13 protein-coding genes are annotated in these 22,381 nt (G+C 67.6%); 9 read left to right on the top strand and 4 right to left on the bottom strand.

Annotated elements, in window-relative coordinates; translation table 11 throughout:
- Window positions 1-999: 999 nt before the first annotated feature.
- The 3 genes from MYA_RS21390 (at window position 1,000) to MYA_RS21380 (ending at window position 5,599) form a co-directional block, all read left to right on the top strand.
- Window positions 1,000-2,775, top strand: a complete 1,776-nt coding sequence (locus MYA_RS21390; RefSeq protein ID WP_041494296.1) for a serine aminopeptidase domain-containing protein — start codon at window positions 1,000-1,002, stop codon at window positions 2,773-2,775.
- A 342-nt stretch (window positions 2,776-3,117) separates the two neighbouring features.
- Window positions 3,118-4,308 (top strand): glycosyltransferase family 4 protein, encoded by a 1,191-nt coding sequence (locus tag MYA_RS21385; protein ID WP_041494151.1) that lies wholly within the window; start codon window positions 3,118-3,120, stop codon window positions 4,306-4,308.
- A gap of 37 nt (window positions 4,309-4,345) precedes the next feature.
- Window positions 4,346-5,599, top strand: coding sequence for a flippase (locus tag MYA_RS21380; RefSeq protein WP_014725014.1), 1,254 nt, complete (start codon window positions 4,346-4,348; stop codon window positions 5,597-5,599).
- 127 nt (window positions 5,600-5,726) lie between these two features.
- Here the strand turns inward: MYA_RS21380 and MYA_RS21375 are convergent, their stop codons facing one another.
- The gene (locus MYA_RS21375; RefSeq protein ID WP_011882055.1) at window positions 5,727-6,908 is read right to left on the bottom strand and encodes a polysaccharide biosynthesis/export family protein; all 1,182 of its coding nucleotides are present in this window, start codon (window positions 6,906-6,908) and stop codon (window positions 5,727-5,729) included.
- A 589-nt stretch (window positions 6,909-7,497) separates the two neighbouring features.
- Here MYA_RS21375 and MYA_RS21370 point away from each other — a divergent pair.
- The 4 genes from MYA_RS21370 to MYA_RS21355 all read left to right on the top strand — a co-directional run bounded on the left by MYA_RS21370 (window position 7,498) and on the right by MYA_RS21355 (window position 14,092).
- On the top strand, window positions 7,498-9,813 hold the full coding sequence (locus tag MYA_RS21370) for a GNVR domain-containing protein (RefSeq protein WP_014725013.1): 2,316 nt from the start codon (window positions 7,498-7,500) through the stop codon (window positions 9,811-9,813).
- Window positions 9,814-9,972: 159 nt separating this feature from the next.
- Complete coding sequence (locus tag MYA_RS21365; protein WP_011882057.1) at window positions 9,973-11,397, top strand: DUF6418 domain-containing protein; 1,425 nt, start codon at window positions 9,973-9,975, stop codon at window positions 11,395-11,397.
- A gap of 220 nt (window positions 11,398-11,617) precedes the next feature.
- Complete coding sequence (locus MYA_RS21360; protein WP_014725010.1) at window positions 11,618-12,763, top strand: acyltransferase family protein; 1,146 nt, start codon at window positions 11,618-11,620, stop codon at window positions 12,761-12,763.
- Window positions 12,764-12,859: 96 nt separating this feature from the next.
- Window positions 12,860-14,092, top strand: coding sequence for a right-handed parallel beta-helix repeat-containing protein (locus tag MYA_RS21355; RefSeq protein WP_041494150.1), 1,233 nt, complete (start codon window positions 12,860-12,862; stop codon window positions 14,090-14,092).
- Between the two features lie 91 nt (window positions 14,093-14,183).
- On the opposite strand, the gene MYA_RS21350 is transcribed toward MYA_RS21355, so the two are convergent.
- Window positions 14,184-15,704, bottom strand: a complete 1,521-nt coding sequence (locus MYA_RS21350) for a mannose-1-phosphate guanylyltransferase/mannose-6-phosphate isomerase (RefSeq protein WP_014725008.1) — start codon at window positions 15,702-15,704, stop codon at window positions 14,184-14,186.
- Window positions 15,701-16,285, bottom strand: a complete 585-nt coding sequence (locus MYA_RS21345; RefSeq protein WP_011882061.1) for a drug:proton antiporter — start codon at window positions 16,283-16,285, stop codon at window positions 15,701-15,703. Before MYA_RS21345 ends, MYA_RS21350 begins: the two co-directional genes overlap by 4 nt.
- 278 nt (window positions 16,286-16,563) lie before the next feature.
- Here MYA_RS21345 and MYA_RS21340 point away from each other — a divergent pair, with 278 nt between their 5' ends.
- On the top strand, window positions 16,564-17,796 hold the full coding sequence (locus MYA_RS21340; RefSeq protein WP_014725006.1) for a glycosyltransferase family 4 protein: 1,233 nt from the start codon (window positions 16,564-16,566) through the stop codon (window positions 17,794-17,796).
- 689 nt (window positions 17,797-18,485) lie between these two features.
- Window positions 18,486-19,877, top strand: coding sequence for a sigma-54 dependent transcriptional regulator (locus MYA_RS21335; RefSeq protein WP_011882064.1), 1,392 nt, complete (start codon window positions 18,486-18,488; stop codon window positions 19,875-19,877).
- Between the two features lie 45 nt (window positions 19,878-19,922).
- Here the strand turns inward: MYA_RS21335 and MYA_RS21330 are convergent, their stop codons facing one another.
- The gene (locus MYA_RS21330; RefSeq protein WP_233624131.1) at window positions 19,923-22,364 is read right to left on the bottom strand and encodes a glycosyl hydrolase 2 galactose-binding domain-containing protein; all 2,442 of its coding nucleotides are present in this window, start codon (window positions 22,362-22,364) and stop codon (window positions 19,923-19,925) included.
- Window positions 22,365-22,381 lie beyond the last annotated feature (17 nt).

The raw sequence follows: 22,381 nt of genomic DNA, 5'->3' as shown, positions 1-22,381 counted from the left end.
TATTGCCGGTTGTTCGGATGATGTCTGGAGCTGCACACGTTCGATCGATTCGCATCGAACGCCTTCGGCCGGCGATGCACGGTGATTGCGTGTCGGCACGCCACGCCGGGCGGGGAATCGTTACGGCCGGTTGGGCGCGAACGGCACCGACGACGGCGACGCGGACCGTCGAACGCTGCCGAATCGTATGTAGCGATTCTCTGCAGCGACCAATCCTACGAATGTAGTTTGGCTACAGCATCGGTGTTTGTACCGATACGTACGATCTTTTTTTGACGCGGTCGTGCGGGGTCGCGAAAACGCGGTCATCGTTCCCGAGTGCCGCGATGCAGCGTCGTAACAACTACCTGCATTCCGGCGGTTGCGTCGAAAACGCTGCACATTGCCGCGCACTGAACCGGCCGCCGAAACGCCGTTGGTGCACTGCGACGAACGTAAGTGAGGTGGCTCACATACGCATCGCGCGGGACGGTATTCAATCGCGTGATGCCGCGTCGCCGTGTGCGCGCCGGAGGGCGTGTTTTGAAAATGTAATGTGCCGTACCGAATGCGGCGGCATCGAATGGCCTAATCGCCGCGTGGGAGCAGGCCGAGTGCCAGGCCTGCGACGCCGATTCCGCGAGCGCGTAACGGCCAGGTGGCGCAGCACGAATCAAACAATTGCAAAGACCAAGCTCAACCCAGAGGCGCCTGCACGTCAGGTGATGCTCGACAGACACGCGCGGCCCGCTCGGGCATGCGGGTGTTTTCATATACGGGTGTATTCGTGGGAACCCAAATCGATACGCAAGGACGGAGCCGGCTACGGGGATACGGCTCAACGCGTCGCAACGTCAGTCGTTCCCGATCCGTCGAATGCGGCCGCCCGGGCATGCGTGTGCGCTGCGCGCGCACGCTGCGGCTGCGCCCGCCGATGTACGTGCAATGCGTTTCGCAGTCCGGCTGCTCGCCCCGTGGCGGAGCGCCGGCGCATCGGGCGTTCAGCAGAAGGACCGCATCATGATGCCGATTCAGTTCGACGGATGTGTCGGCTGGCTTCACGCGGGCGATCGGTCGCATGGGATCGTGATCTGCGAGCCGCTCGGCCACGAGGCGCTGTGGCTTCACAAGCTCGTGCGCTCGCTCGCCGAGCACCTCGCGGAGCGCGGCTTTCCGGTGCTGCGATTCCATTACCCGGCGAGCGGCGACTCGCTCGGCGACGAACACGATGCCGAACGCTTCGACCGCATGCTCGCGAGCGTCCGGCATGCGGTCGACGCACTGCGCGAGCGTGTCGCCGTCGATACGCTGTCCGTCGTCGGCATGCGCGCCGGTGCCACGCTGGCGTTGCTGGCCGCGGACGGCATTCCCGAATTGACGCGCTTCGTCGCGCTGGCGCCGGTGGTGCGCGGACGCGGCTATCTGCGCGAGCTGTCGCTCGTCGCACAAAGCTGGCTCGACAACGTATCGCCCGCGGTGCGCGACGCGGTTCGCGACGAACGGCCGCTGCGCGTGCTCGGCCATGTGTATCCCGAAGATCTCGTCGCGCGCCTGCGCAGCATCAATCTGAGCGAGTGCGTCGCACGCGCGCGCGTGTTGCCCGCGCGCGCATTGGTCGTCGATGCGCCCTACGGCGATGGCTCCGCGCTCGCGGACGCGCTGCAGGCGCGCGGCGTGTCGGTGGAGATGCGCACCTGCGCCGACTGGGGCGGCATGATGCGCGAGCCGGTGTGGTCGCGGCTGCCCGCCGGCTTGCTCGACACGGTCGTGAACTGGATCGACGACGGCACCGACGGTGGCGTACGCGGGCCGCTACCGGGCGCCGGGCTGGGCGTGACGTTGACGGCGCAGAGCAGCGTCGAACGTATCGTCGCCGTCGAGCCGGCTCGAATGATCGGCGTGCTGTGCGAGCCGGCCGGCATGGTCCGGCGCGCTGCCGCACCGACGCTGCTGATCGCCAATACGGCGACCAATCCGCGTGTCGCCGACGGTCGCTTCGCGGTCCGGCTTGCGCGCTCGCTCGCGGCGGCGGGGATCAGCAGCCTGCGCATCGATTCGACCGGCGTCGGCGACAGCGGCCCGCGCGCGACGGACGATCAGTCGAACATTCCGTATTCGGATCAGGCGATCGCGGATGTCGTCACGGCGGCGCGCTGGCTGAACGCGCACGGGCATCGCGAGATCGTCGCGTTCGGCATCTGCTCCGGCGCGTATGCGTCGCTTCATGCGGCCGCGCGCGAGCAACTGGCCGGCGTGATCGCGGTGAATCTGCCGGCGTTCGTCTGGCCGCGCGGGCAAACGCTCGCCGATGCATTGAACAACCAGACGAATTCGATGCGCGGCTACTGGGCGTCGCTACGTTGCGGTCGCAAGCTGCGCCGGCTGCTGACCGAAGGACGCGACCTGCGGCCGGTGCTGCGTGCGATGTTCCGGTTCGCCGCGGGGGTCGCGACGGGGCCGCTCAAGCGTGTCGGCGAACATCTCGGCTGGCGGCCCGGCAAGGACACGCCGCGCGGCATGCTGCGCGACATGTCGGCGCGCGGCATCCGCACGCATCTGGTCTACGGCACTTTCGACCCGGGCGTCGACGTGCTCGTCCGCCACTTCGGTCCTGCGGCGCATGCGTTCGCGCATCTGCCGAACGTGTCCGTCGACATGAAGGACGCGCTCGATCATTCGTTGCACGGCGATGTCGCCGCGCAGTACGTCGTGACGCGCTGCGCGACGCTGCTGTCCGGCTGGGATGCGCCGGCCGAACTCGCCATGCCCGCGCAGCCCGAGCACGCACCGCTGTAGCGCGCTTACGGCACGTTCGCGCGGCATGCGGCGATCGCATCGTCGCAGCCGCCCGTACGCTTCGCGAGCCGCATCGCCGCAGCACGGCGCCTGCCGCCAACGTAACCGGACGAACAGATCGCGCGCGTCGGCGGCCGTATCCTGACGCTGTCGAATTTTCATGCGAGCCTGTTCGCAGGCGCAGCCGCGACCCCGCCCAGGAATGACAATGAAGCAAGCGTGCCGGAAACATCGGAAGTGGAAAGGCCGTCACGGCGAGCGCGCGATGCGCGCGCGCTTCGACGCGTCGGCGCACGACGCGGCCTCGCGCGCCCGGCATTGCGGCGGCCGGGGGCGAGCGTGATGCGCGTGCTGGTGATCAACGACTTCGCGCGCAAGGGCGGCGCGGAGGAGGTGTACCGGCTGTCCGCCGACGTGCTGCGCGCACGCGACGGCGTCGCAGTCGAGACGTTCGATCAGCAGGCGGTGCCCGAGCTGGCCGGCAGCGCGCGCGCGCATGCGTGGTCGCCTGCCGCCGCCCGCGCGCTCGACGCGCTGCTCGACCGGTTTCGCCCGCAACGCATCCTCGTGCACAACTACCACAACCTGTTGTCGAGCGCGATCCTGCCCGTGCTCGCGCGCTACAAGCGCCACGCAGATTGCGGCCTGTTCATGACCGCGCACGACTACCACCTGCTGTTCTACAACCCGAGCCTGCTCGTCTACTCGCGCGGCCGCGCGCAGCCGTTGTCGATCGAACGATTGCGCAGCCGCCGGCGCATCGCGATGACGGCCAGCCCGCGCGGCTTCGTCCACGACGTCGTGAAGAAGCTGCACTGGCATGCGGTCGATACGCTGTTCGATCCGCTTGGGCTGTTCGACGAGATTCTGTGTCCGAGTCCGTTCATGCGCGATCTGATCGCGCAGCGCGGTCGCGCCCGCGCGACGCTCGTGCGCAACCCGATCGATTCGACGCTGGTGCCGCGTCCGCCGAAACCGCCGCGCGGCGAGCGGCTCGATCTCGCCTTCGTCGGCCGCGTGGACTGGGACAAGGGCCTCGCGCCGTTCCTCGCGCTGATGAGCGGGCCGGCCGGCGATGCGATCGCGTCGCTGACCGTCTACGGCGACGGAACGGAGCGCGGCGAGCTGGAGCGGCAATACGCGGCGCTCGTCGAATCGGGGCGGTTGCGTTTCGCCGGCCGCGTCGACCATGCCACGCTGTTTGCCGCGCTCCCGCTCCATGACGCGCTGATCTTGCCGTCGATCTGGGCCGAGAATGCGCCGCTCGTGATCGTCGAGGCTGCGATGCTCGGCTTGCCGGCGCTCGTCCACGACATCGGCAGCCTGTCGACGTTCGGCGACGAGATCGGCCACAAGATTCTCTACCGCAACACGCCCGACGGCTTCGCGCGTGCGCTCGCCGAATTGCGCACGCATCTCGCTATCGCCGATCGTCGCTACGACTGGTCGCCTTACTCGGTCGAGTGCTACGCCGCGTCGCTGTGTGCGGTGCTCGGCATCGACGCGCACGCACCGCGCGCGTGTGCGCCTTGACGGTCGGCACACCGTTCTCTCACCGCCTGAAAGCCCGATGACCGCTGTTCGAAAAAACTTTGCGTTGTTGTTCGCGCTGCAAATCTCGACGTATGTCGTGCCGCTCGTGACGCTGCCGCTGCTGACGCGCGTGCTCGGGCCGCAGCAGTATGGGCGGCTGTCGTTCGTCCTCGCGGTCACCACGTATTTCATCAATCTGGCCAATTACAGCTTCGACCTGACGGCGACGCCGCGCGTCGCGCTCGCGAACGGCAAGCTGGAGCGCTCGCGCATCTTCTGGGCGACCGTCAGCGCGCAATGGGCGATCACGGTCGCCGGGTTCGCGGTGCTGCTCGCGTTGACGCTGCTCGTCCCGCATTTCGCGGCGGAACGCACGGCGCTGCTGATCGGGTTCGGGATGGCGGTCGGCGCGGCGCTGACGCCCGGCTGGTACTTTCAGGGCATCCAGAAGTTGAGCGTCTACAGCGTCACGGTGGTCGTGTACCGCGCATGCAGCGTCGTCGCGTTCTTCGCCTGGGTGCGCACGCCGGACGATCTGCTGCACGCGGTCGCGATCAATGCGGCGGTGCCGGTGCTGTGCGGCGTGACGTTGCTCGCGTACCTGTTCCTGCGGCGCGAGGTCGACAGCGTGCGCGTCGGCGTGGCCGATATCGCCGCCGCGCTGAAAGGCGGCTCGCAGGTGTTTCTCGCCTCGACGTCGATCTCGTTCTACGCGTCGACCAACACCGTGTTGCTGAGCATCGTCTCGGGCAGTGTCGCGGCCGGCTATTTTGCCGCCGGCGACAAGCTGATCCGCGCCGCGGTCGGGCTGCTGCAACCGCTGAGGGCCGCCACCTATCCGCACGTCACGTACTTGATGCACCACGCGCGCGACGACGCGTTCGCGTTCCTGCGCAAGCTGATCGTGCTGCAGGGCGCGCTGGTGCTGGCGATGTCGGCGACGATCTACGTATGCGCGCCGTTCGTCGTCAGGATGCTGTACGGCGATGCGTTCGCGCCGACGGTCGGCGTGCTGCGCTGCCTCGCGCTGGTGCCGTTCATGGCCTGCATGACCGACCTGTTCGGCGTTCAGACGATGCTGCCGATGGGCATGAAGCGCACTTTCAGCATCATCCTGATTTCGTCCGGCGCGCTGAACGTGACGCTGCTGCCGCCGCTCGCGATGCTGTTCGCGGAACGCGGTGCGGCCATCGCGGTGCTGATCGCCGAATCGGCCGTGGCGGTCGCGCTCGCATACGTGCTGTGCCGCGAACGCGTGGGCTTGCTGAACCTGTCGGCGCGTTCGGGATGACGCGATCATGCGCGGGGTGGGGTGGTAGGGAGAGCGGTGAGGGTGTGACGCGCCGGATCTCCATGCAGCCGCGGTGCTGCGCCGGAAAGGCGGCGCGCACTGCCGCCGCCTTTCCGCGATCTGCCGCCTACTTCGTGATGAGCGCGCCGGTCAACCCGGCGCTGATGGCCGGCAGCAGCAGGTTCAGCACGCGGCTCGCGCGGACCAGTCCGGTATTGTCGACGTAGACGATGTCCTTCGACGCGAGCGGAAACTGGTTCGCGAGCAGCATCGAAACGGGCGATTCGAGGTCGAGGTGATAGATGACCGGCGGGCTGTCGGCATCCTTGCGCAACACGAATACCTGTCCGGCGTTCGACGTCTGCTGATTCAACTGGCCGGCCTCGGACAGCGCCGCGCTCAAGGTGAGCGTGCCGTCGCGCTGCGGCGGCACGGCCAGCGGCTTGTTCACTTCGCCCATCACGTATACGGGATTGTCGTCGCGCGCGGCCACGTGCAGCAGGTCGCCCGGCTGCAGCATGATCGCGGCGGGGCTGCGGCCGGTCTTCGTCATCTGCGCGACGTTGACCGGATAGATCGTGCCGTTGCGCGTGATCGTCACGCGGCTCTGGTCGGCGCTCGGCGCAAAGCCGCCCGCGCGATTGACGGCTTCGACGAGCGTCATCGGGATGTCGTTGATCGCCTGCGAGCCGGGCGCGCGCACTTCGCCGTCCACATAGATCTGCTCCGCGCGGAACGACGCGACGCGCACGGTCACCTGCGGCTTGATGAACACCTTGCGGAGTTCGGCGTCGAGCTCGCGCTGCACCTGCGCGGCCGTCTTGCCGGCCGCGTGAATCGGCTGCGGCACGAAGGGAAACTGCACGTTGCCGTCGCTGTCGACGACGAAGCCGGGCGCCGCGTCGGACGGCCTGGTATTCGGCGTCGGCTGGCCGACCGCGGCCGCGAATTCGGGGTGATCCCAGACGGTGATCTGCAGCACGTCGCCGGGGCCGAGCTTGTAGCCGCTCGGCTTGCCGAGCAGATTGCCGGGGATCGGCGCGGCGGTATGACCTTTCTGGGCCGCATGGATCTGGCCGATCAGCGTCAGATCGATCTGTTTGACCGCGACCTTCATGTCGCTCGTCACGTCGCCGTTGTCGGCCGTCGTGACCGGCAACGCGGCCGGCGCGGTCATGTGCTGGCCCGGCGCCATTGCGCAGGCGGACAGCAGCGCGGCAAGCGCCACGGCGAGCGCGACGCGCGTCTGTCGCAGCGGCGCATCGTTGCGCGTCGGCGCGAGCGTATCGGATAGCGAGTGGTTGTTCATGTCGTCATTCGCGATGGTAGACAGAAGAGCATTGCGCGACGTCTCTCAAGTGCTGCGTCGCTTCGGTTCGAAGCGACGCAGCACGGACGCCGACGCGACACGATGTTGCCCGGCGCGCGATCGGCCATTCGGCTTGCCGGCCGGCCATGACCCGGATTCGAATCAAGCGGGCGATTGCACGTCGTTTGATAAAGACCGTTAAATCGAGGTGAAGCGACGGACGAACGAGATGGAATCGCGCGCTCGTGAAACGGCACCGGTTCTTGATGTCATCGCTTGCGCGCACGTTTAACAACAGGCCACCCAACATAGCATGAGACCGGTCGGCGACCCAGTGGTCGGCGCACTGAGTGGCCATTAATGTAAGCCATCGCACTTAGTGGCCGGCGGGTTTAACGCATAGTGGCTCGGGTAAACAGAATCAATGGCGTTTCGTGGGCGGCGGCCGGCGCGTGCATGCTTCGCCGGCCCGCCATCCGGTGCGGCGCAGGCGCGCCGGCGGGCCGTGCCCGGACGAGCCGCGCGGCACGGACGGCCTGCGCGTATCGTCGCCACCCGCCTGTGTGGGCAGCAATTTGGGAGCATATGCATGACACTGGATAGAGCCGCATCTAATGAATACCGGGACGGAGCGGGCAGTATTTCCCGCGACGCGCCGCGGTTTGCGCTGACCGAATTGCTGGAGAACGTGCTCGATTATCGTTATGCATTTATTTCGGTCTTTCTGGGCTGTTTTTTATTGGCATTGATTTATGCCGTTTCGGCTGCGCCGGTTTACTCCGTCGATACGCTGATTCAGGTTCAGGAAAACAAACATAGCGCGTTGGGCGCGCTTTCCGAAATATCGAACGCACTCGACATTCAGAACTCTGCGGTAATCGGCGAAATCGACGTCGCGCGTTCGCGCACGGTCGTCACGCAAGCCATCGAAGAAACCGTCGCGCAGGCCGAGGCGACCGTCGGCAACCGGATTCCGCTCGTCGGCGGGTTCGTCGAATCGGTGTTGCCGAAGGACGCGGACGGGCTCGTCATCGCGCCGTTCAGTACGCCGTTCTTCGCCTGGGGCGGTGAGCGCATCGAATTCCGCAGGTTCGACGTACCGGAATCGCAGATCGACAAGAAGCTGGAGCTCGATTATCTGGCCGGCAACCGGTTTTCGCTGAAGGACAGCGACGGACAGGAGGTGCTGAAGGGCGTAATCGGCAAGCCGAGCGAAGCCAACGGCTATCGCGTCGACATCGCGCGCATCGTCGCGCGCGCCGGTACGGAATTCCGCGTACGGCGGGTGACCACGGCCGAGCGCCTCGATTCGGTCCTGACGAAGCTGGCGGGCGCGGAAACGAAGCGGCAGTCGGGGATCATGCAGCTCAGCCTCGAAAGCCGTGACCCGGTGTCCGCCGCGCGGCTGCTCAATGCGATCGCCGCCGCTTATCTCGACGTGAACGCAAGGCGGCGTTCCGAGGACGCCGAGCACAGCCTCGCGTTTCTCGAGACGCAACTGCCGGTGGTGAAGGCCCGTCTGGAGCAGGCGGAGCAGGCGCTGAATTCGTTTCGCAACGCGCAGGGCTCGATCGATTCGCAGGGCGACGTGAGGTTGCTGATCGATCAACTGGCGCTCGTCGACAAGGCGCGGCTCGAGGCCAAGCTCGAGTATCAGGACTTGTCGTCGAAGTACGTGGCCGGGCAGCCTCAGCTGACCGCCGTCGTCAACAAGCTGAAGACGCTCGATCAGCAGTCGGCCGAGTTGAAAGACAAGGTCGCGCATCTGCCTTCTCAGCAGCAGACCTATCTGCGGCTCGCCCGCGATGTCGAGGTCAACAACCAGCTGTACGTGGGCTTGCTGAACAACACCCAGCAGCTGCAGATCGCGAAAGCAGGCACGGTCGGCAATGCGTCGATCGTCGACAAGGCGGTTCCGACCGACAAGCCGATTCGCCCGAAGCGGATGCTCGTGCTCGCACTGGGCGCCGCGGTGGGCCTGATCCTGGGCGCCGCGGCCGCGCAAGGCTACGCGTGGTTCTTCCGGCGCGTGCGCGATCCGAAGCATCTCGAGGCGGCGGTCGGCGTCCCGATGCTCGGCATACTGCCGTCGTTGCCGCAGCCGGTCGATGGCGATGCACTCGGTCGCCCGGCGTCGGTCGCCGTCAGGGACGACCCCGACACGCCGCTCGCCGAAGCGCTCGCCAATCTCGCGTTGCTGCTGCGTTGCAAGACGGGCGTCGAGCACGGCCGCTCGAAGACGGTGCTGATCACGTCGCCGGAGCCGGGGCAGGGCAAGTCGATGATCGCCGCGAACCTGGCGTGCCTGTTCGCGGAAGACGGCCTCAAGACGTTGCTGCTGCGCGCCGACGCGCGGCAATCCGGCATCGAGCACGCGCTGCGGGTGAAGGCGGACCGAGGCTTGTCGGACGTACTGAAGCAATCGCTGGATCCCGAGCGGGCGATTCGCCGCGTCGACGAGAACCTCGACGTGCTGCCGGCCGGAACCCACGCGCAGCCCGCGCGCAATTTGTACGGCGCCGACAAGCTCGACGCGCTGCTCGCACGACTGCGCAGTCAATACGACATGATCGTCGTCGACGCGCCGCTGACCCGTCCGGCCGCCAACGTCGCCATGTTGGCGCGGTTCGCCGACATCACGCTGATGGTCGCGCGGCAGGGCTCGATCGGCAGCGCCGACGTTGCGGAAGCGGTCGAGAACCTGCAACGGATCGGCGCGAAGGTCGACGGCCTCGTATTCAACGGTTTCGATCCTTCGCCGCTTCGCTACGGTTATTACGCGAACGCGTATCGCGATGCGAAGGGGCCGCGCGCGCAGCCGGACCGTCGCGACGTTGCGGCCGAGACGTTCCTGTTCAGGGCCTGGACGCGCGTAAGAAAGGAACTGCTCGGCAAGGCTGCGTGACGGCGATCGCCACGGAGCGCGACACATGACCGATCGCAACGGGATGGACCGCGCGCGGCAGCCGGGCGCGCCTTACCGGCCGCAACGCGCGGCGCCGACGGTCGAACGCAACTTCGGGTTGCAGCAGCATGAATCAGCATGAGCCATGCATGAGCCAGCATGAATAGAACCACGGGAACGATGGGCGGCGGCCGCGGCGTCGCTTCTGCGAGCGGCGTGATGTTGCTGACGCTGTTCGCGCTCGCGCTGCTGTTCAATGCGGCGATGCCGGCGCTCGGCCTGAAAGAATCGAGCGCGCTGTGCACGCTGCTGTTGGCGACGGCGGCGCTGGTCGGCCTGGTCAGGTCGCGGCCGGTGTTCGCGGTGTCGATGCTGTACGTGCTCGCGATCGGCATGACCGCGTTCCTCGCCGGCGTGGGGCTGGAGAACGGCGGCTATCTGACGGAAACGGACGTGATCGGCGACGCGACCGGCGCGTTCAGCCGGCTGCTGTCGTTCTATGTGATTTTCGTGGTCTGTGCGCTCGTTGCGTTCGACCGGTTCCTGGACGAGCGTCCGGTGCGCGTACCGATCAAGGCGCGGATCACGTTGCAGCCGCACAGCATCGCGATCGGATTCGTGCTCGCGGCGACGATCATCGCGATCGGCGTGCTCGCCGGGCTGACGTCCGGGTTCTCGCTGTTTTCCGGCATCAACCGCTATGCGCTGCGCAACGACTCGTCGAACGGGACGATGTTCAACCTGTTCCTGAACAACCAGTCGTTCATGGGCTTCCTGCTGGGCACGATCGCGACCAGCCCCGACAAGCGCATCCGGGCGGCCGCGATCCTGACGATGGCGGTCGATCTCGCGCTCAACGTGATGCACGGCGAGCAGTTCATGGCCGTGCTGCACATCGGGCTGTGCTCGCTCGCGCCGTTCATCGCGATCCATGCGATGAACGGCAAGCCGGTCGTGCGTTATCTGGGCATCGGCGCGGGCCTCGCGCTGTTGCTCGGCGCCGTGTCGATCATCTACTCGTATCGCGGTCAAGGGCTGGAAGTGGCCGACATGCTGTCGTCGCGCTTCCTGCTGCAAGGGCAGCCGTGGTACGTGGTCGACAACGACGCCCATATGTTCACCGCGCCACGGCTCGGCGGCACCGATGCGTTCTGGCGTTTCGTGAGTTCGCTGCGCTCGTGGACCATGCCGACCTTCTTCGACGAATCCGAGCCGAGCGGCTTGCGCGATCTGATGATGTCGTACACCGAGCCGAGCGTGCTGCGCGCGTACATGTTCGACGACGTCACGTTCACGATGGGGAACATGGCCGTGCCCGTGTACTGGTTCGGCTATGCGGGCGGCGCGCTGTTCGTCGCGATGACGGGGCTGGTGTATGGCGCGCTCGGCGCGCTGCAGATCCTCGTCGCGATGCGCGGCGGCGTCGTGATGCTGTGGCTCATCGCCAAGGTGTTCTCCTATGCGACGTTCGCCGTTCAGCAGGGCGAGTACTGGATGATGTTCGGCTCGCGCACGGCGTTTTACGCATTGCTCGCGCTGATCTGGTGGTATTGCGTCGACGCGAGACACGCGCACGCCAGGTGAAGCACGGCGGGCGATGCCGGACGTCGCCGCCGCGCTCGTGTCGTCGTCGTCGCCACGCGGCGTGGCGCGACGAAGTTTTCGAAGCACGCTCGGCCATGGCGCGCAGGTGATCCGCCTGCGAACGGGGCGGGCGATTCCGTCTGCGTTGTCGGTGATCGGCGCCGGATGTTCCGATTCCCGTACGGGCAGCCCCGTGTGTTGAGCCGTCACCATTCCAGTCATGTCAACAGCGAAAAATCCGGAGCGATTTCAGCATATCGACGCGATGCGCGCGATTGCGGTGATCCTCGTCATATGGACGCATTACGCGGAGCGGTTCGTCGAGCTGGCCGGCTCGCAGCAGGCGCTCGACGCGCTGCAGCGGTCGGTGAACTTCGGCCGGATCGGCGTCGTGATCTTCTTCGCGATCAGCGGCATGCTGATTCCGACCAGCCTGCACGGCGACCTCGGCCCGGGCACGAAGCGGTTCGTCATTCGGCGCTTCTTCCGGCTGTATCCCGCGTATTGGCTCGCATTGCCGGCCGGCTACTTCGTTCACTGGGTGCTGTTCGACAAGACCATGGACGCGCACGGGATGCTGGCGAACGTGACGATGATCCCGGCTGCGTTCGGCGCGAGCCTGATCCTGCCGCATGGCTGGACGCTCGAGACCGAGCTGTATTTCTATGTCGTGTGCCTGCTTCTGTTCTGGTGCGGCTGGCTGCATCGGATGCTGAATTTGTGTGTCGTCACGGTCGCGCTGTGTGCGCTGTTCGCGTCGACGGTCGCGCTGCACGTGTTCCCGGCGGAGATGCTCAGTCAGTACAAGACGATGCCGTATCACCTCGGCATCATGTTCTGGGGCGCCTGTTTCCGCCAGGCCTATGACGCTCCGTCGAAACTGCTGCGTCTGCGGCTGGCCGCAAGCGGGCCGTTGTCCCGGCTGTCGATGACGTACCGGGCGGCGCTCGCGTACGTGACGATAGCGGTGGTCGGCGTCGCGCTCGCGGGCGCGATCGACGACTGGCGGCATCACAACGCGTTTCATCTGCCGATCTCGCTCGCATACATGATCGGCATCGCGGCGTTCGCGATGCTGGCGACTGTGCTCAAACTGCGCAACCGTCCGCTCGCGTGGATCGGCAAGATCAGTTACTCGGTCTATCTGTTGCACAGCCTTCCGCTGTTTGCGGCGTTCTGGTTGTGCCAGCGCTTTCATCTGGTCGGATGGCCGCTCGGCGTTTACATGATCGTGCCGCTGCTGCCGTTGATTCCGTTGTCGTGGGCCGGTTACCTGCTGTGCGAAGCGCCGTTCGTGAAGCTCGCGCATGCACTCACGTCGCGGCGCGCGAGCGGTGTGCTCGCGACCGGCGAAGCGAATGGCTGAGCGGATCGAATGGCGGATTCGTCGAGGCGTCGGTTGAGCGGCGCTCGATCGTCTCGCCGACCGCCACGCGCGGCCGATACGGAGAAACGTTTCGATATGCGCAGACCGGGATGCTTGTCTCGCGTGCTGGCCGGCATGACGCTGGCCGGCGCGCTCGGTGCACCGGCGCACGCGGACGATGTGTCGCGCGCGCCGGCACGCAGCGCGCGTCCCGCCGACAGCGCCAACGTTTACGTTCGTCCCGCGCCGAATGCGACCGACCAGGCGGACGAGCTGCAACGCGCGCTGGACGCGCTGCGGCCCGGTCAGCGATTGACGTTCGTGCCGGGGCGTTATGTCGTCGGCCGTTCGCTCGTCGTGCGGCAGCCGCACGTCCTGGTATCGGGTTACGGCGCGACGCTGAGCGCAACCGATGCCGCCGATCAGACGATCGAGTTGCGCGGCGACGGCACGACGCTCGCCGGCTTCCGCCTGGGCGGAACGGGCGCGACGCGCCTCGATACACCGGCGTCGACCAAGGTCGAAGTCACCGGGCGCGACGTGCAGGTGCTCGACAACGTGATCGACGGCGGCGCCAGCGCGGGCATCTTCGTGTTCGGCGGCGCGGACGTCGCGATCGTCGACAATCGCGTGCTGTCCACGCTCGCGGACGGCATCCACATCACGCACGGCGCGCGCAACGTGCTCGTCCGGCACAACGTCGTGCGCGACACCGGCGACGACATGATCGCCGTGGTCAGCTACGCCGCCGACGGCGCGTTGAGCCGCAACGTGCTCATCACCGGCAACGTGCTCGAGGGCAACGCCTGGGGCCGCGGGATCACGGTGGTCGGCGGCGCCGACGTGACGATCTCGGACAACGTCGTGCACGACGTGCAGGTGAGCGCCGGCATCCTCGTCGCGCAGGAGGACAGTTACCACACCTATGGCGCGTCCAACGTCCGCATCGAGCGCAACGTGATCGCATCCATCCAGACCGCGAGCGGGCGCAGCGATCCGCGGCCGCTCACGCAGCAGGCGGCGATCGACGTCAGCACGTGGTCGGGCACGGTGACGCGCGTGGCCGTGATCGGCAACCGCGTGTCGCATGCGCGGTTCGACGGCATTCGGCTGTGGGGCAACGTGTCGGGGGTTCAGCTTGCCGACAACCGCTTGTCGGAGATCGGCGGGATGCCGGTGCGGGTCGGTCCGGGACGCGATTGCACGGCCGCCGACGCGATGGCCGCACCGTGCGCGGGCGCACTGCGATCACGAGCGATCGCGCCTGACGTGGTTGGCGCGAACGTCGCGCTGCTGCCGCATGTGCGCGCAGTCGCGAAGCGCGAATGACGGCGGCAAGCACGGGTCGAGCGCCAGCGCGTAAGCAGCGTTAGCGGCGTTCGACCGCGCGCCGCTCACGGCGCGCGGTATCGCCGCCGCGCTATGCCTGCTCCGCAGGCAGCGCGTCGACCGGCCGGCCGTACTGATCGTCGAACCGCACGATATCGTCCTCGCCGAGATAGTCGCCCGATTGCACCTCGATGATCTCGAGCGGAATCCTGCCGGGATTCTCGAGGCGATGCACTTCGCCGACCGCGATGTACGTCGATTCGTTCTCGCTGAGCAGAAACGTCTCGCTGCCGCGCGTGACGCGTGCGGTGCCGCGCACGACGATCCAGTGTTCGGCGCGGTGATAGTGCATCTGCAGCGACAGGCGCTTGCCCGGCTCGACGACGATCCGCTTCACCTGGAACCGTTCGCCGAGGTCGATCGAATCGTAGTGTCCCCACGGCCGCTGCACCTTGCGGTGCTCGATCGCCTGCGGCCGCCGGTCGTTCTTCAGCCGCGCGACGATGTTCTTCACGCGCTGCACGTCGTGCTTGTTCGCGACCAGCACGGCGTCGGGCGTTTCGATCACGACCACGTCCCTCATGCCGACGCACGCGACGAGCCGCCCTTCGGAGCGCACGAAACTGTCCTGCGTGTCCTCGAACACGATCGGGCCGCGCGCGACGTTGCCGTGATCGTCCTTCGGCATGATTTCCCAGATCGCGTCCCAGGTGCCGACGTCCGACCAGCCGGCCGCGAGCGGCACGACGATCCCTTCGATGCCGAGCTCGCCGTGTTCGGGCAAGCGCTCCATGACCGCATAGTCGATCGAATCGGACGGGCATGCGTCGAACGCGGCCGCGTCGATCCGGAAGAACGGATCTTCGGCGATACCCGCGCGCCATGCCGCTTCGCAACACGCATGAATCGCGGGCGCGAGCGCGCGGATCGCCTTCAACCAGACCGACGCGCGCGTGACGAAGATCCCGCTGTTCCACCAGTAATCGCCCGATTGCAGATAGCGCTCGGCGAGCGCCTCGTCGGGCTTCTCGACGAAACGCCCGATCGAATAGCCGCCCTGGCTACCGTGGCAGCCGTTGCGCGGCGCGCCGACCTGGATGTAGCCGTAGCCCGTTTCCGCGCGGCGCGGCAACACGCCGAGCGTGACGATCGCGCCTTCCTCTGCGTAACGCGCCGCGCGTGCGATCGCGTCCTGGAACGCGCCGACGTCGACGATCACGTGATCGGCCGGCATCACCGCGAGCACCGGATCGTCCGCGAACGCGCTCGCGTCGAGCGCGGCGAGCGTGAGCGCGGGCGCCGTGTTGCGCGGCGCCGGCTCGAGCAGGATGCGCGCCGGCGCGGCACGGTCGGTCACCTGCGCAGCGCTGAGCGTCCGATGCTGTTCGCTACAGACGAGCAGCAGCGTGTCGTCGAGCGACGCGTTCGCGATGCCGTTCAGACGACGCGCGGTCGCCGACAGCGGCGATTCGTTCGACGTCAGCTCGATCAGCTGCTTCGGAAACTGCTCGCGCGACAGCGGCCAGAGGCGCGTGCCGGAGCCGCCGGCGAGGATCACGGGAAGGATGCGCGGCAGCGCGGGATCGGGGACTTGGCGAAGGGTGCGGATCATCGGTTGGCTCCGGAATCGGCGGCCAGTCGGCCATGAGCGCGGCCGTCGGCGCGCGCCTCTTCGTTGCGGTCGCGCTGTACCGACACCGCGCGAGACAGCAGCTGACGCAGCGCGCCGGCAGCGCGTTGCGCCGGGCGAATCATGCCGACGAACGGCGCGCCCTGATGGAGAAACGGACCGTAAGCCTTGCGGAATCCGAACTGCTTGTAGAACGCCTGCCGCGCGGCGGGCACGTGCGTGCGCAGCGCGGCATCGGGCCACGCGGCGTGCGCGGCGGTCAGCGCGCGTTCGAGCAGATGCTCGAGCGTATCGTCGTCGCGACACGCCTCGCTCGTCAGCACCTTGTCGATCACGACGTCGGGATCGATGTCGTCGCCGGGCAGGATGCGCGCGTAGGCGGCGACTTCGGCCACGTCGCCGTGGCGCTGCGTCGCGTAGACGTGCAGTGCGCCGGCGTCCTTGCCGTCGATGTCCAGATGCGTATGCGCATCCTCGACCACCAGCACGGCGTTGCGCGCGCGCAGGATTGCGTAGAGATCGACGGCGCTCAGATGTTCGAATTCACAACAATGCCATTCCATGATGCGGTCCTCGCGTGAAGCATTCAACACGCAGTGCCGCACGGGCCGTGCGGCGCGTGCGGTGCGGCAACGTCGATGATCCGGATGCGCCGTATGCCGGTCTGTTCGAAAGCGTACTGACGCTACGTATACGTGCAGGAGCGCGCAGCGCGAACGGCGCAGTGTGCGGCAGCACACATCGGCCGCGCTGCTCCCTTCGGATAATTGCTGCAGACGGCCGGCGCACGAACCGTGTGGCCGGCTCATGGCGAACGTGAAGGAAGAACCAGGGGCCGCACTTGAAGATAGCGATCGTTCACGACTGGCTGGTGTCGCCCGGCGGCGCCGAGCGCGTGCTGGCACATATGATCGACTGCTTTCCGCAGGCCGACCTCTATAGCCTCGTCGACTTCCTCGACGATCGCGAGTGCCTGCGCGGCCGCGCGGTACGCACGTCGTTCATCCAGAAGCTGCCGTTCGCGCGCACGCGCTATCGCAGCTATCTGCCGTTGTTTCCGCTGGCGATCGAACAGTTCGACCTGTCTGACTACGACGTCGTGCTGTCGAGCTCGTATGCGGTCGCGAAGGGCGTGCTGAGCGGCCCCGACCAGTTCCATGCGAGCTACGTGCATTCGCCGGTGCGCTACGCGTGGGATCTGCAGCATCAGTATCTGAACGAAGCCGGCCTCGCGCACGGCGCGAAGTCGGCGCTCGCGCGCGCGTTGCTGCACTACATCCGCAACTGGGATGCGCGCTCGGCGAACGGCGTCGATCGCGTGGCCGCGAATTCGCGCTTCATCGCGCGGCGCATCCGCAAGACCTATCGGCGTGACGCGACGGTGATCTATCCACCGGTCGACGTCGAGCATCTCGCGTTGCGCACCGACAAGGAGGCGTTCTACCTGACCGCGTCGCGGCTGGTGCCGTACAAGCGGATCGACCTGATCGTCGAGGCGTTTTCGCGGACGCCGGAGCGGCGTCTCGTGGTGATCGGCGACGGGCCGGAGATGGCGAAGATCCGCGCACTGGCCGGCCCGAACGTCACGCTGCTCGGCTATCAGCCGTTCGACGTGCTGCACGACCACCTGCAGCGCGCGCGCGCCTTCGTGTTCGCGGCCGAAGAGGATTTCGGCATCTCGCCGGTCGAGGCGCAGGCCTGCGGCACGCCCGTGATCGCATACGGCAAGGGCGGCGTGCGCGAGTCGGTGCGCGCGTGGCCGGGCGCGGGCGCTACCGGCCTGTTCTTTCGCACGCAGTCGGTCGACGCGCTGCTCGACGCGCTCGCGCGCTTCGAGGCGCTGCCGCGCGGCTCGATCAGCCCGCACGCATGTCGCGCGAATGCGGAGCTGTTCGGCGCGGCGCGCTTCCGGCGCGAGCTGACGCGCTTCGTGCTGGACGGCCATGCCGCGTTGCTGGACGAGATGGCCGGCGCTCCCGGCCTTGCCGATCCGGCCCAGCACGACGACGTGGCGGTCGACGGCCTCGCGCGCGACGGGCAGGCTGGGCGGCCCGCGGCGCTGGGGAGGGTCTGAGCGGCCGGGCGGCGGAGGCGATACGACGTGTAACAGTCGTGCGCGCTGCGCGCCGCCTGGCCTCGAAGCGGCGGCCCGGCCACGCCGGCAATTATGTGACGTGAGGGCGATGGTGGCGGTCGTTCTTGGGTATTTCGACAAAAATCGCGGATAATCCGCGGCGCGTATGTTGCGAAAATGTGGTATTCGCCACTAAACCTCTCGATTGTTCATGGATAATCAAAACTGGTGATCGAAAGTCGGCTGGAGGCGGCGTGCCGGCGCGGTTACCGCCGGATTCAGCATTATCTTTTGGTAACACGACCGTCCGGCGACCGGGTGTAAATTCCGGGCGGATGCAACGAGGCGGCCAGTCCGGGAGCGATATGGCGGCCGGCGGTTCGGTATCGAGCACGGCTGTCGTGTACGACTCGACGCGACTGCAAGCGGAAATTCCGTTTACCGGCGTGCCCATTGGTAATGGCGCGTCGCATGTAAGCCGGGACGTCGTGGCTTCGCGGCCGCACGTTCCTCTTCAAGTTCGATGAAAACGAGGCCGGATGACATTCGGCTCGACCTCCGGGGGTTCTCGCCGTGTGCAGTTTCGATCTTCGCCAAGGCTGCGGCAACGCAGCGCGGACCGGTGGCTATGCGCCGCCGCCCGGAGCGCACGCGAACGATTCGCGGAGAGGAGAAAGTGATGGTGCGCTATGAATATCCCAATAACGCGCGATAAAAGTGCCGGCGAAGGGAGGGCCAACGGGCAGCGTCCGCTGATCTACTGGACCCAGTCGCCGTCCGTCATGCTTCGCAAGGAACTGACGCGGCGCAACTGGAAGGTCACGGTAGTCGCGAACGCGAGCCAGTTGCGCGACACCTCCGGCGAAATCACCTGCGGCATCCTCGATCTGAGCGGCGGCCATGCCGACGCGATCGGCAGCATCGCGTCCACCTGTGCGTCGATGCGCGGCGTCGTGTGGGTCGCGCTCGTCGAGACCGGCCAGACGGCGTCGGCGAACGTGCGCGCGCTGTTGCGCGACTATTGCTTCGACTACATCACGTTGCCCGCGTCGCACCAAAGGATCGCGGATACCGTCGGCCATGCGTACGGCATGGAATGTCTGTTCGCGCGCGATCGCGAGCGGCTCGAATCGCAGGAAAACGGGATCGTCGGCACCTGCAGCGCGATGCTGAGGCTGTTCGACACGGTGCGGCGTTTCGCGCGCACCGACGCACCGGTGTTCGTGTTCGGCGAGACCGGCACCGGCAAGGAGCTGACGGCGGTCGCGATCCATCGTCATTCGGAACGGCGCAACGGCCCGTTCGTCGCGGTCAATTGCGGCGCGATTCCGCCGCACCTGTTGCAGTCGGAGCTGTTCGGCTATGAGCGCGGCGCGTTTACCGGCGCGAACGCGCGCAAGGTCGGCTACGTCGAAGCTGCGAACGGCGGCACGCTGCTGCTCGACGAAATCGGCGACCTGCCGCACGAGAGCCAGGCCAGCCTGCTGCGATTCCTGCAGGAGCGCTCGATTCATCGGCTCGGCGGCAGCGATCCGGTGCCGGTCGACGTCCGCATCGTGTCCGCGACGCACGTCGACCTGCGCGAAGCGATGGAGGAAGGGCGGTTCCGCGCGGATCTGTTTCATCGCCTCTGCGTGATGCGGATCGACCAGCCGCCGCTGCGCGCGCGCGGCAAGGACATCGAGCTGCTCGCGCATCACATGCTCGAGCGCTTTCGCAGCGACGCGCGCCATCGCGTGCGCGGCTTCTCGAGCGATGCGATCACCGCGCTCTACAAGCATGACTGGCCCGGCAACGTCCGCGAGCTGATCAACCGCGTGAGACGCGCGGTCGTGATGACGGAAGGACGTTTGATCACCGCGCACGATCTCGAGCTCGAATATTGCCTCGATGCGGCATCGCCGTCCGTGGCCGACATCCGCAAGTCGATCGAGCGCGAAGCGATCGAAACCGCGCTGCTGCGCACGCGCGGGCGCGTCGCCGCGTCCGCGCGGGAGCTCGGCGTGTCGCGCGCGACGCTGTATCGCTGGATGGAAGCGTACGGCATCGAGCGGCCGCGCGGCACGGGCTCGTCCGACTGACGCGCGACGGCCGCCGCTGCAGCGGGCGGTTCATTTCTCTCGGCGTCAGACGGCCAACGCTGCGCGTACCGTTCGCGCGGCGTTGACCGCGCGAATGTCGACGCTCGGCGGCGCGTCGTCGATGCGCGGCGTGCCGATAGGTTGCGGGATCAGCGCGACGCGCGCGGTCGCGCCGGGCGCGAGATGGAACCAGTCGTCGAGCGGCATGAAGCCCGGTGCATCGATCTGCACGTGACGCGCGACGTGGCGCGTGTCGATGTCGACGTGCCACGCGTCGCCGGCGCGCGACACGCGCGCTTCGATGCCCGGATCGCGTCGCGCGAACACGGCCGGATGCGTGCGCGACGGAAAGTGGAACGCCTGCGACAGCAGCGCGCCGTCGTCGCCGCGCAGCGACGCGACGACGGTGTCGTGCTCGCACGGTCCGAAGCGATACGCGTAGGTCCAGTCGAAGAAGCGCCCGAGCAATTCGGCCGAGCCGAGCCGCACCGCATCGTGCGCGGCGAGTCGAACCTGCCCGCCGCAGCGCGCGACCGGCGTGCGGCCGTCGCGCAACGCCACCAGCTCGACGCTCGCCGTCAGCGGCGCCGGGCGTTCGTTGATCACGTGCACGTCGAGGCCGTTCAGTCCTTCGTCGACCACGACGATCTGCACCGGCTGCAGCACCTGGCGCAGTGCGTACCATCCCGATTTCGGCAGATGCGCGGCATCGAGCAAGCCCCATCCGGCGCCCGGCATCACGTCCTGGAACTGCCACACGAGCGCGCCCGCGCAGCGCGAGCCGGTGCGGCGCCACTCGGAGAACGTCTCGCGCATCACGTCGGCGATCACCGCGCGCGACAGTTCGAAGTAGCGCGCCGGGTCTTCGCGCCGCAGGCGCTCGGGCGCCACGTCGTACAGCGTGCGCAGATAGTGGTCGCGGACGTCGTCGAAGTCCCACGACGCGCCGGGATCGCGCGGGACGGCCGCCTTCCATCGCGGTTCGTGCGGATGCGGCCGGCCGATGCGCTCCAGCGTCGCATCGCACGGCACGTTCGCGAAGGCGAGGCATTCGCTCGCGAACCGCACGTCGGCGCGCCGCGCATCGTCGAGCGGCCGCAGGTATGCGCCGACGCCGTAGTAGTGCGACACGCGCTCGCGCGGCACGAACGGCAGCACGCCGCCGTCGGGCGAATCGGAGACGTACGGTACGTCGGGCCGCCATGCCGCGGCGCGGGCGGCGAGACGCTCGGCCGTCAATTCGACGGCGCGTTGTTTCGGGCCGAGCCCCGACATCGCCGCCTGTTGCGCGATCTCGCTGCCGCCGCACAGCACCGCAAGCGACGGCGATGCGCGGCGCCGCGCGAGGAACTGGTCGGCTTCCGCGTCGACGGCGTCGGCGAACGCGCGATCGTCGAGCGCGTAGTCGAAGTTCGCGAACATGAAGTCCTGCCAGACCATCAGCCCGAGCCGGTCGCACCAGGCGTGGAAGGCGTCGGCTTCGTAGGTCATCGTGCCGCCGACCCGAATCATGTTGAAGCCCGCGTCGCGCGCGAGGCCGAGCAGGCGCGCGTAGGTCGCATCGTCCGCATGCAGCGCGAGCGGCGCCGCGCTGCTCCAGCATGCGCCGCGCGCGAACACGGGCGTGCCGTTCACGCGCAGCCCGAAGCCGTTGCCGTCGTCGCCCGCGTGCTGCTCGATCGTGCGAAACCCGGTTGCACCGAGCACGATGCGCTCGGCGCCGACATGCAGCGCGATGTCGTACAGCACCGGTTCGCCGTGCGTGTGCGGCCACCAGAGCCGCACGTTCGGCACGGCGACGGTCGCAAGCAGCCGGTCGGCGCCGGCGCGTTCGAGCGTCGCGTGGTGCTCGCCGCAGGACAGCCTGGCCGCGAACGCGTCGGGCAGCGGTGCGGCGAACGTGAGCTCGGCGTCGAGCCAGCCGGTGTCGCCATCGACGCGCGCATGCAGGTCGCAATGCGCGGGCACGGTGCCCTCGGCCGGGTCGAGCACGTCGATGGGCCGCCACGGACCGGTCGGCACGTAATGCGGAAACCAGCCGGGCATGTGTCCGAGCAGCGACGTGCGTACCGTGCGCAGCGTCGCCGGCTCCGCGAGCCGCGTGCGCCAGCGTGCGCGCCGCGCCGCGCGTGCGGTGCGCAGGTGCGGCGCGAGCGCGCGAAAACAGACGAACAACGTGTGCTGGCCGGCGAGCGTCACGCGCACGTCGTGCGTGACGAACATGCTGTCCGAGTGCAGGATCGGCGTGTCGTCGAGCCACGCTTGCGCGAGCGTCGCGAGACCGTGAAAGCGCAGCAGGCGCGCGCCGTGCCCGCGCAGCTCGACGCGATACCAGTGGTCGCGCTCGTCGAGCGACGCGGCCTCGTCGAGACGGCCCGCGACGGCGAGCGCCTGCGCGACGGTGCCCGGCACCGGCGCCGCGATCCACCCGGCGCCGGCCGGAAGATCGGACGGCGCGGGCGCCGCGCCTGCCGGCGTCGCGAGCATCGACCACGCCGGCATTG

This window comes from Burkholderia sp. KJ006 (genome assembly GCF_000262695.1).
In the GTDB taxonomy this organism is placed as follows: Bacteria; Pseudomonadota; Gammaproteobacteria; order Burkholderiales; family Burkholderiaceae; genus Burkholderia; species Burkholderia vietnamiensis.
Note: the sequence above shows the minus strand (reverse complement) of the source record. Positions and strands in the feature narration are given on the sequence as shown.

Excerpts from the sequence above, each read along its gene's own strand:
- MYA_RS21390 (WP_041494296.1), top strand. The coding sequence starts at position 1,000 with ATGATGCCGATTCAGTTCGACGGATGTGTCGGCTGGCTTCACGCGGGC.
- MYA_RS21385 (WP_041494151.1), top strand. The coding sequence starts at position 3,118 with ATGCGCGTGCTGGTGATCAACGACTTCGCGCGCAAGGGCGGCGCGGAG.
- MYA_RS21380 (WP_014725014.1), top strand. The coding sequence starts at position 4,346 with ATGACCGCTGTTCGAAAAAACTTTGCGTTGTTGTTCGCGCTGCAAATC.
- MYA_RS21375 (WP_011882055.1), bottom strand. The coding sequence starts at position 6,908 with ATGAACAACCACTCGCTATCCGATACGCTCGCGCCGACGCGCAACGAT.
- MYA_RS21370 (WP_014725013.1), top strand. The coding sequence starts at position 7,498 with ATGACACTGGATAGAGCCGCATCTAATGAATACCGGGACGGAGCGGGC.
- MYA_RS21365 (WP_011882057.1), top strand. The coding sequence starts at position 9,973 with ATGAATAGAACCACGGGAACGATGGGCGGCGGCCGCGGCGTCGCTTCT.
- MYA_RS21360 (WP_014725010.1), top strand. The coding sequence starts at position 11,618 with ATGTCAACAGCGAAAAATCCGGAGCGATTTCAGCATATCGACGCGATG.
- MYA_RS21355 (WP_041494150.1), top strand. The coding sequence starts at position 12,860 with ATGCGCAGACCGGGATGCTTGTCTCGCGTGCTGGCCGGCATGACGCTG.
- MYA_RS21350 (WP_014725008.1), bottom strand. The coding sequence starts at position 15,704 with ATGATCCGCACCCTTCGCCAAGTCCCCGATCCCGCGCTGCCGCGCATC.
- MYA_RS21345 (WP_011882061.1), bottom strand. The coding sequence starts at position 16,285 with ATGGAATGGCATTGTTGTGAATTCGAACATCTGAGCGCCGTCGATCTC.
- MYA_RS21335 (WP_011882064.1), top strand. The coding sequence starts at position 18,486 with ATGAATATCCCAATAACGCGCGATAAAAGTGCCGGCGAAGGGAGGGCC.
- MYA_RS21330 (WP_233624131.1), bottom strand. The coding sequence starts at position 22,364 with ATGCTCGCGACGCCGGCAGGCGCGGCGCCCGCGCCGTCCGATCTTCCG.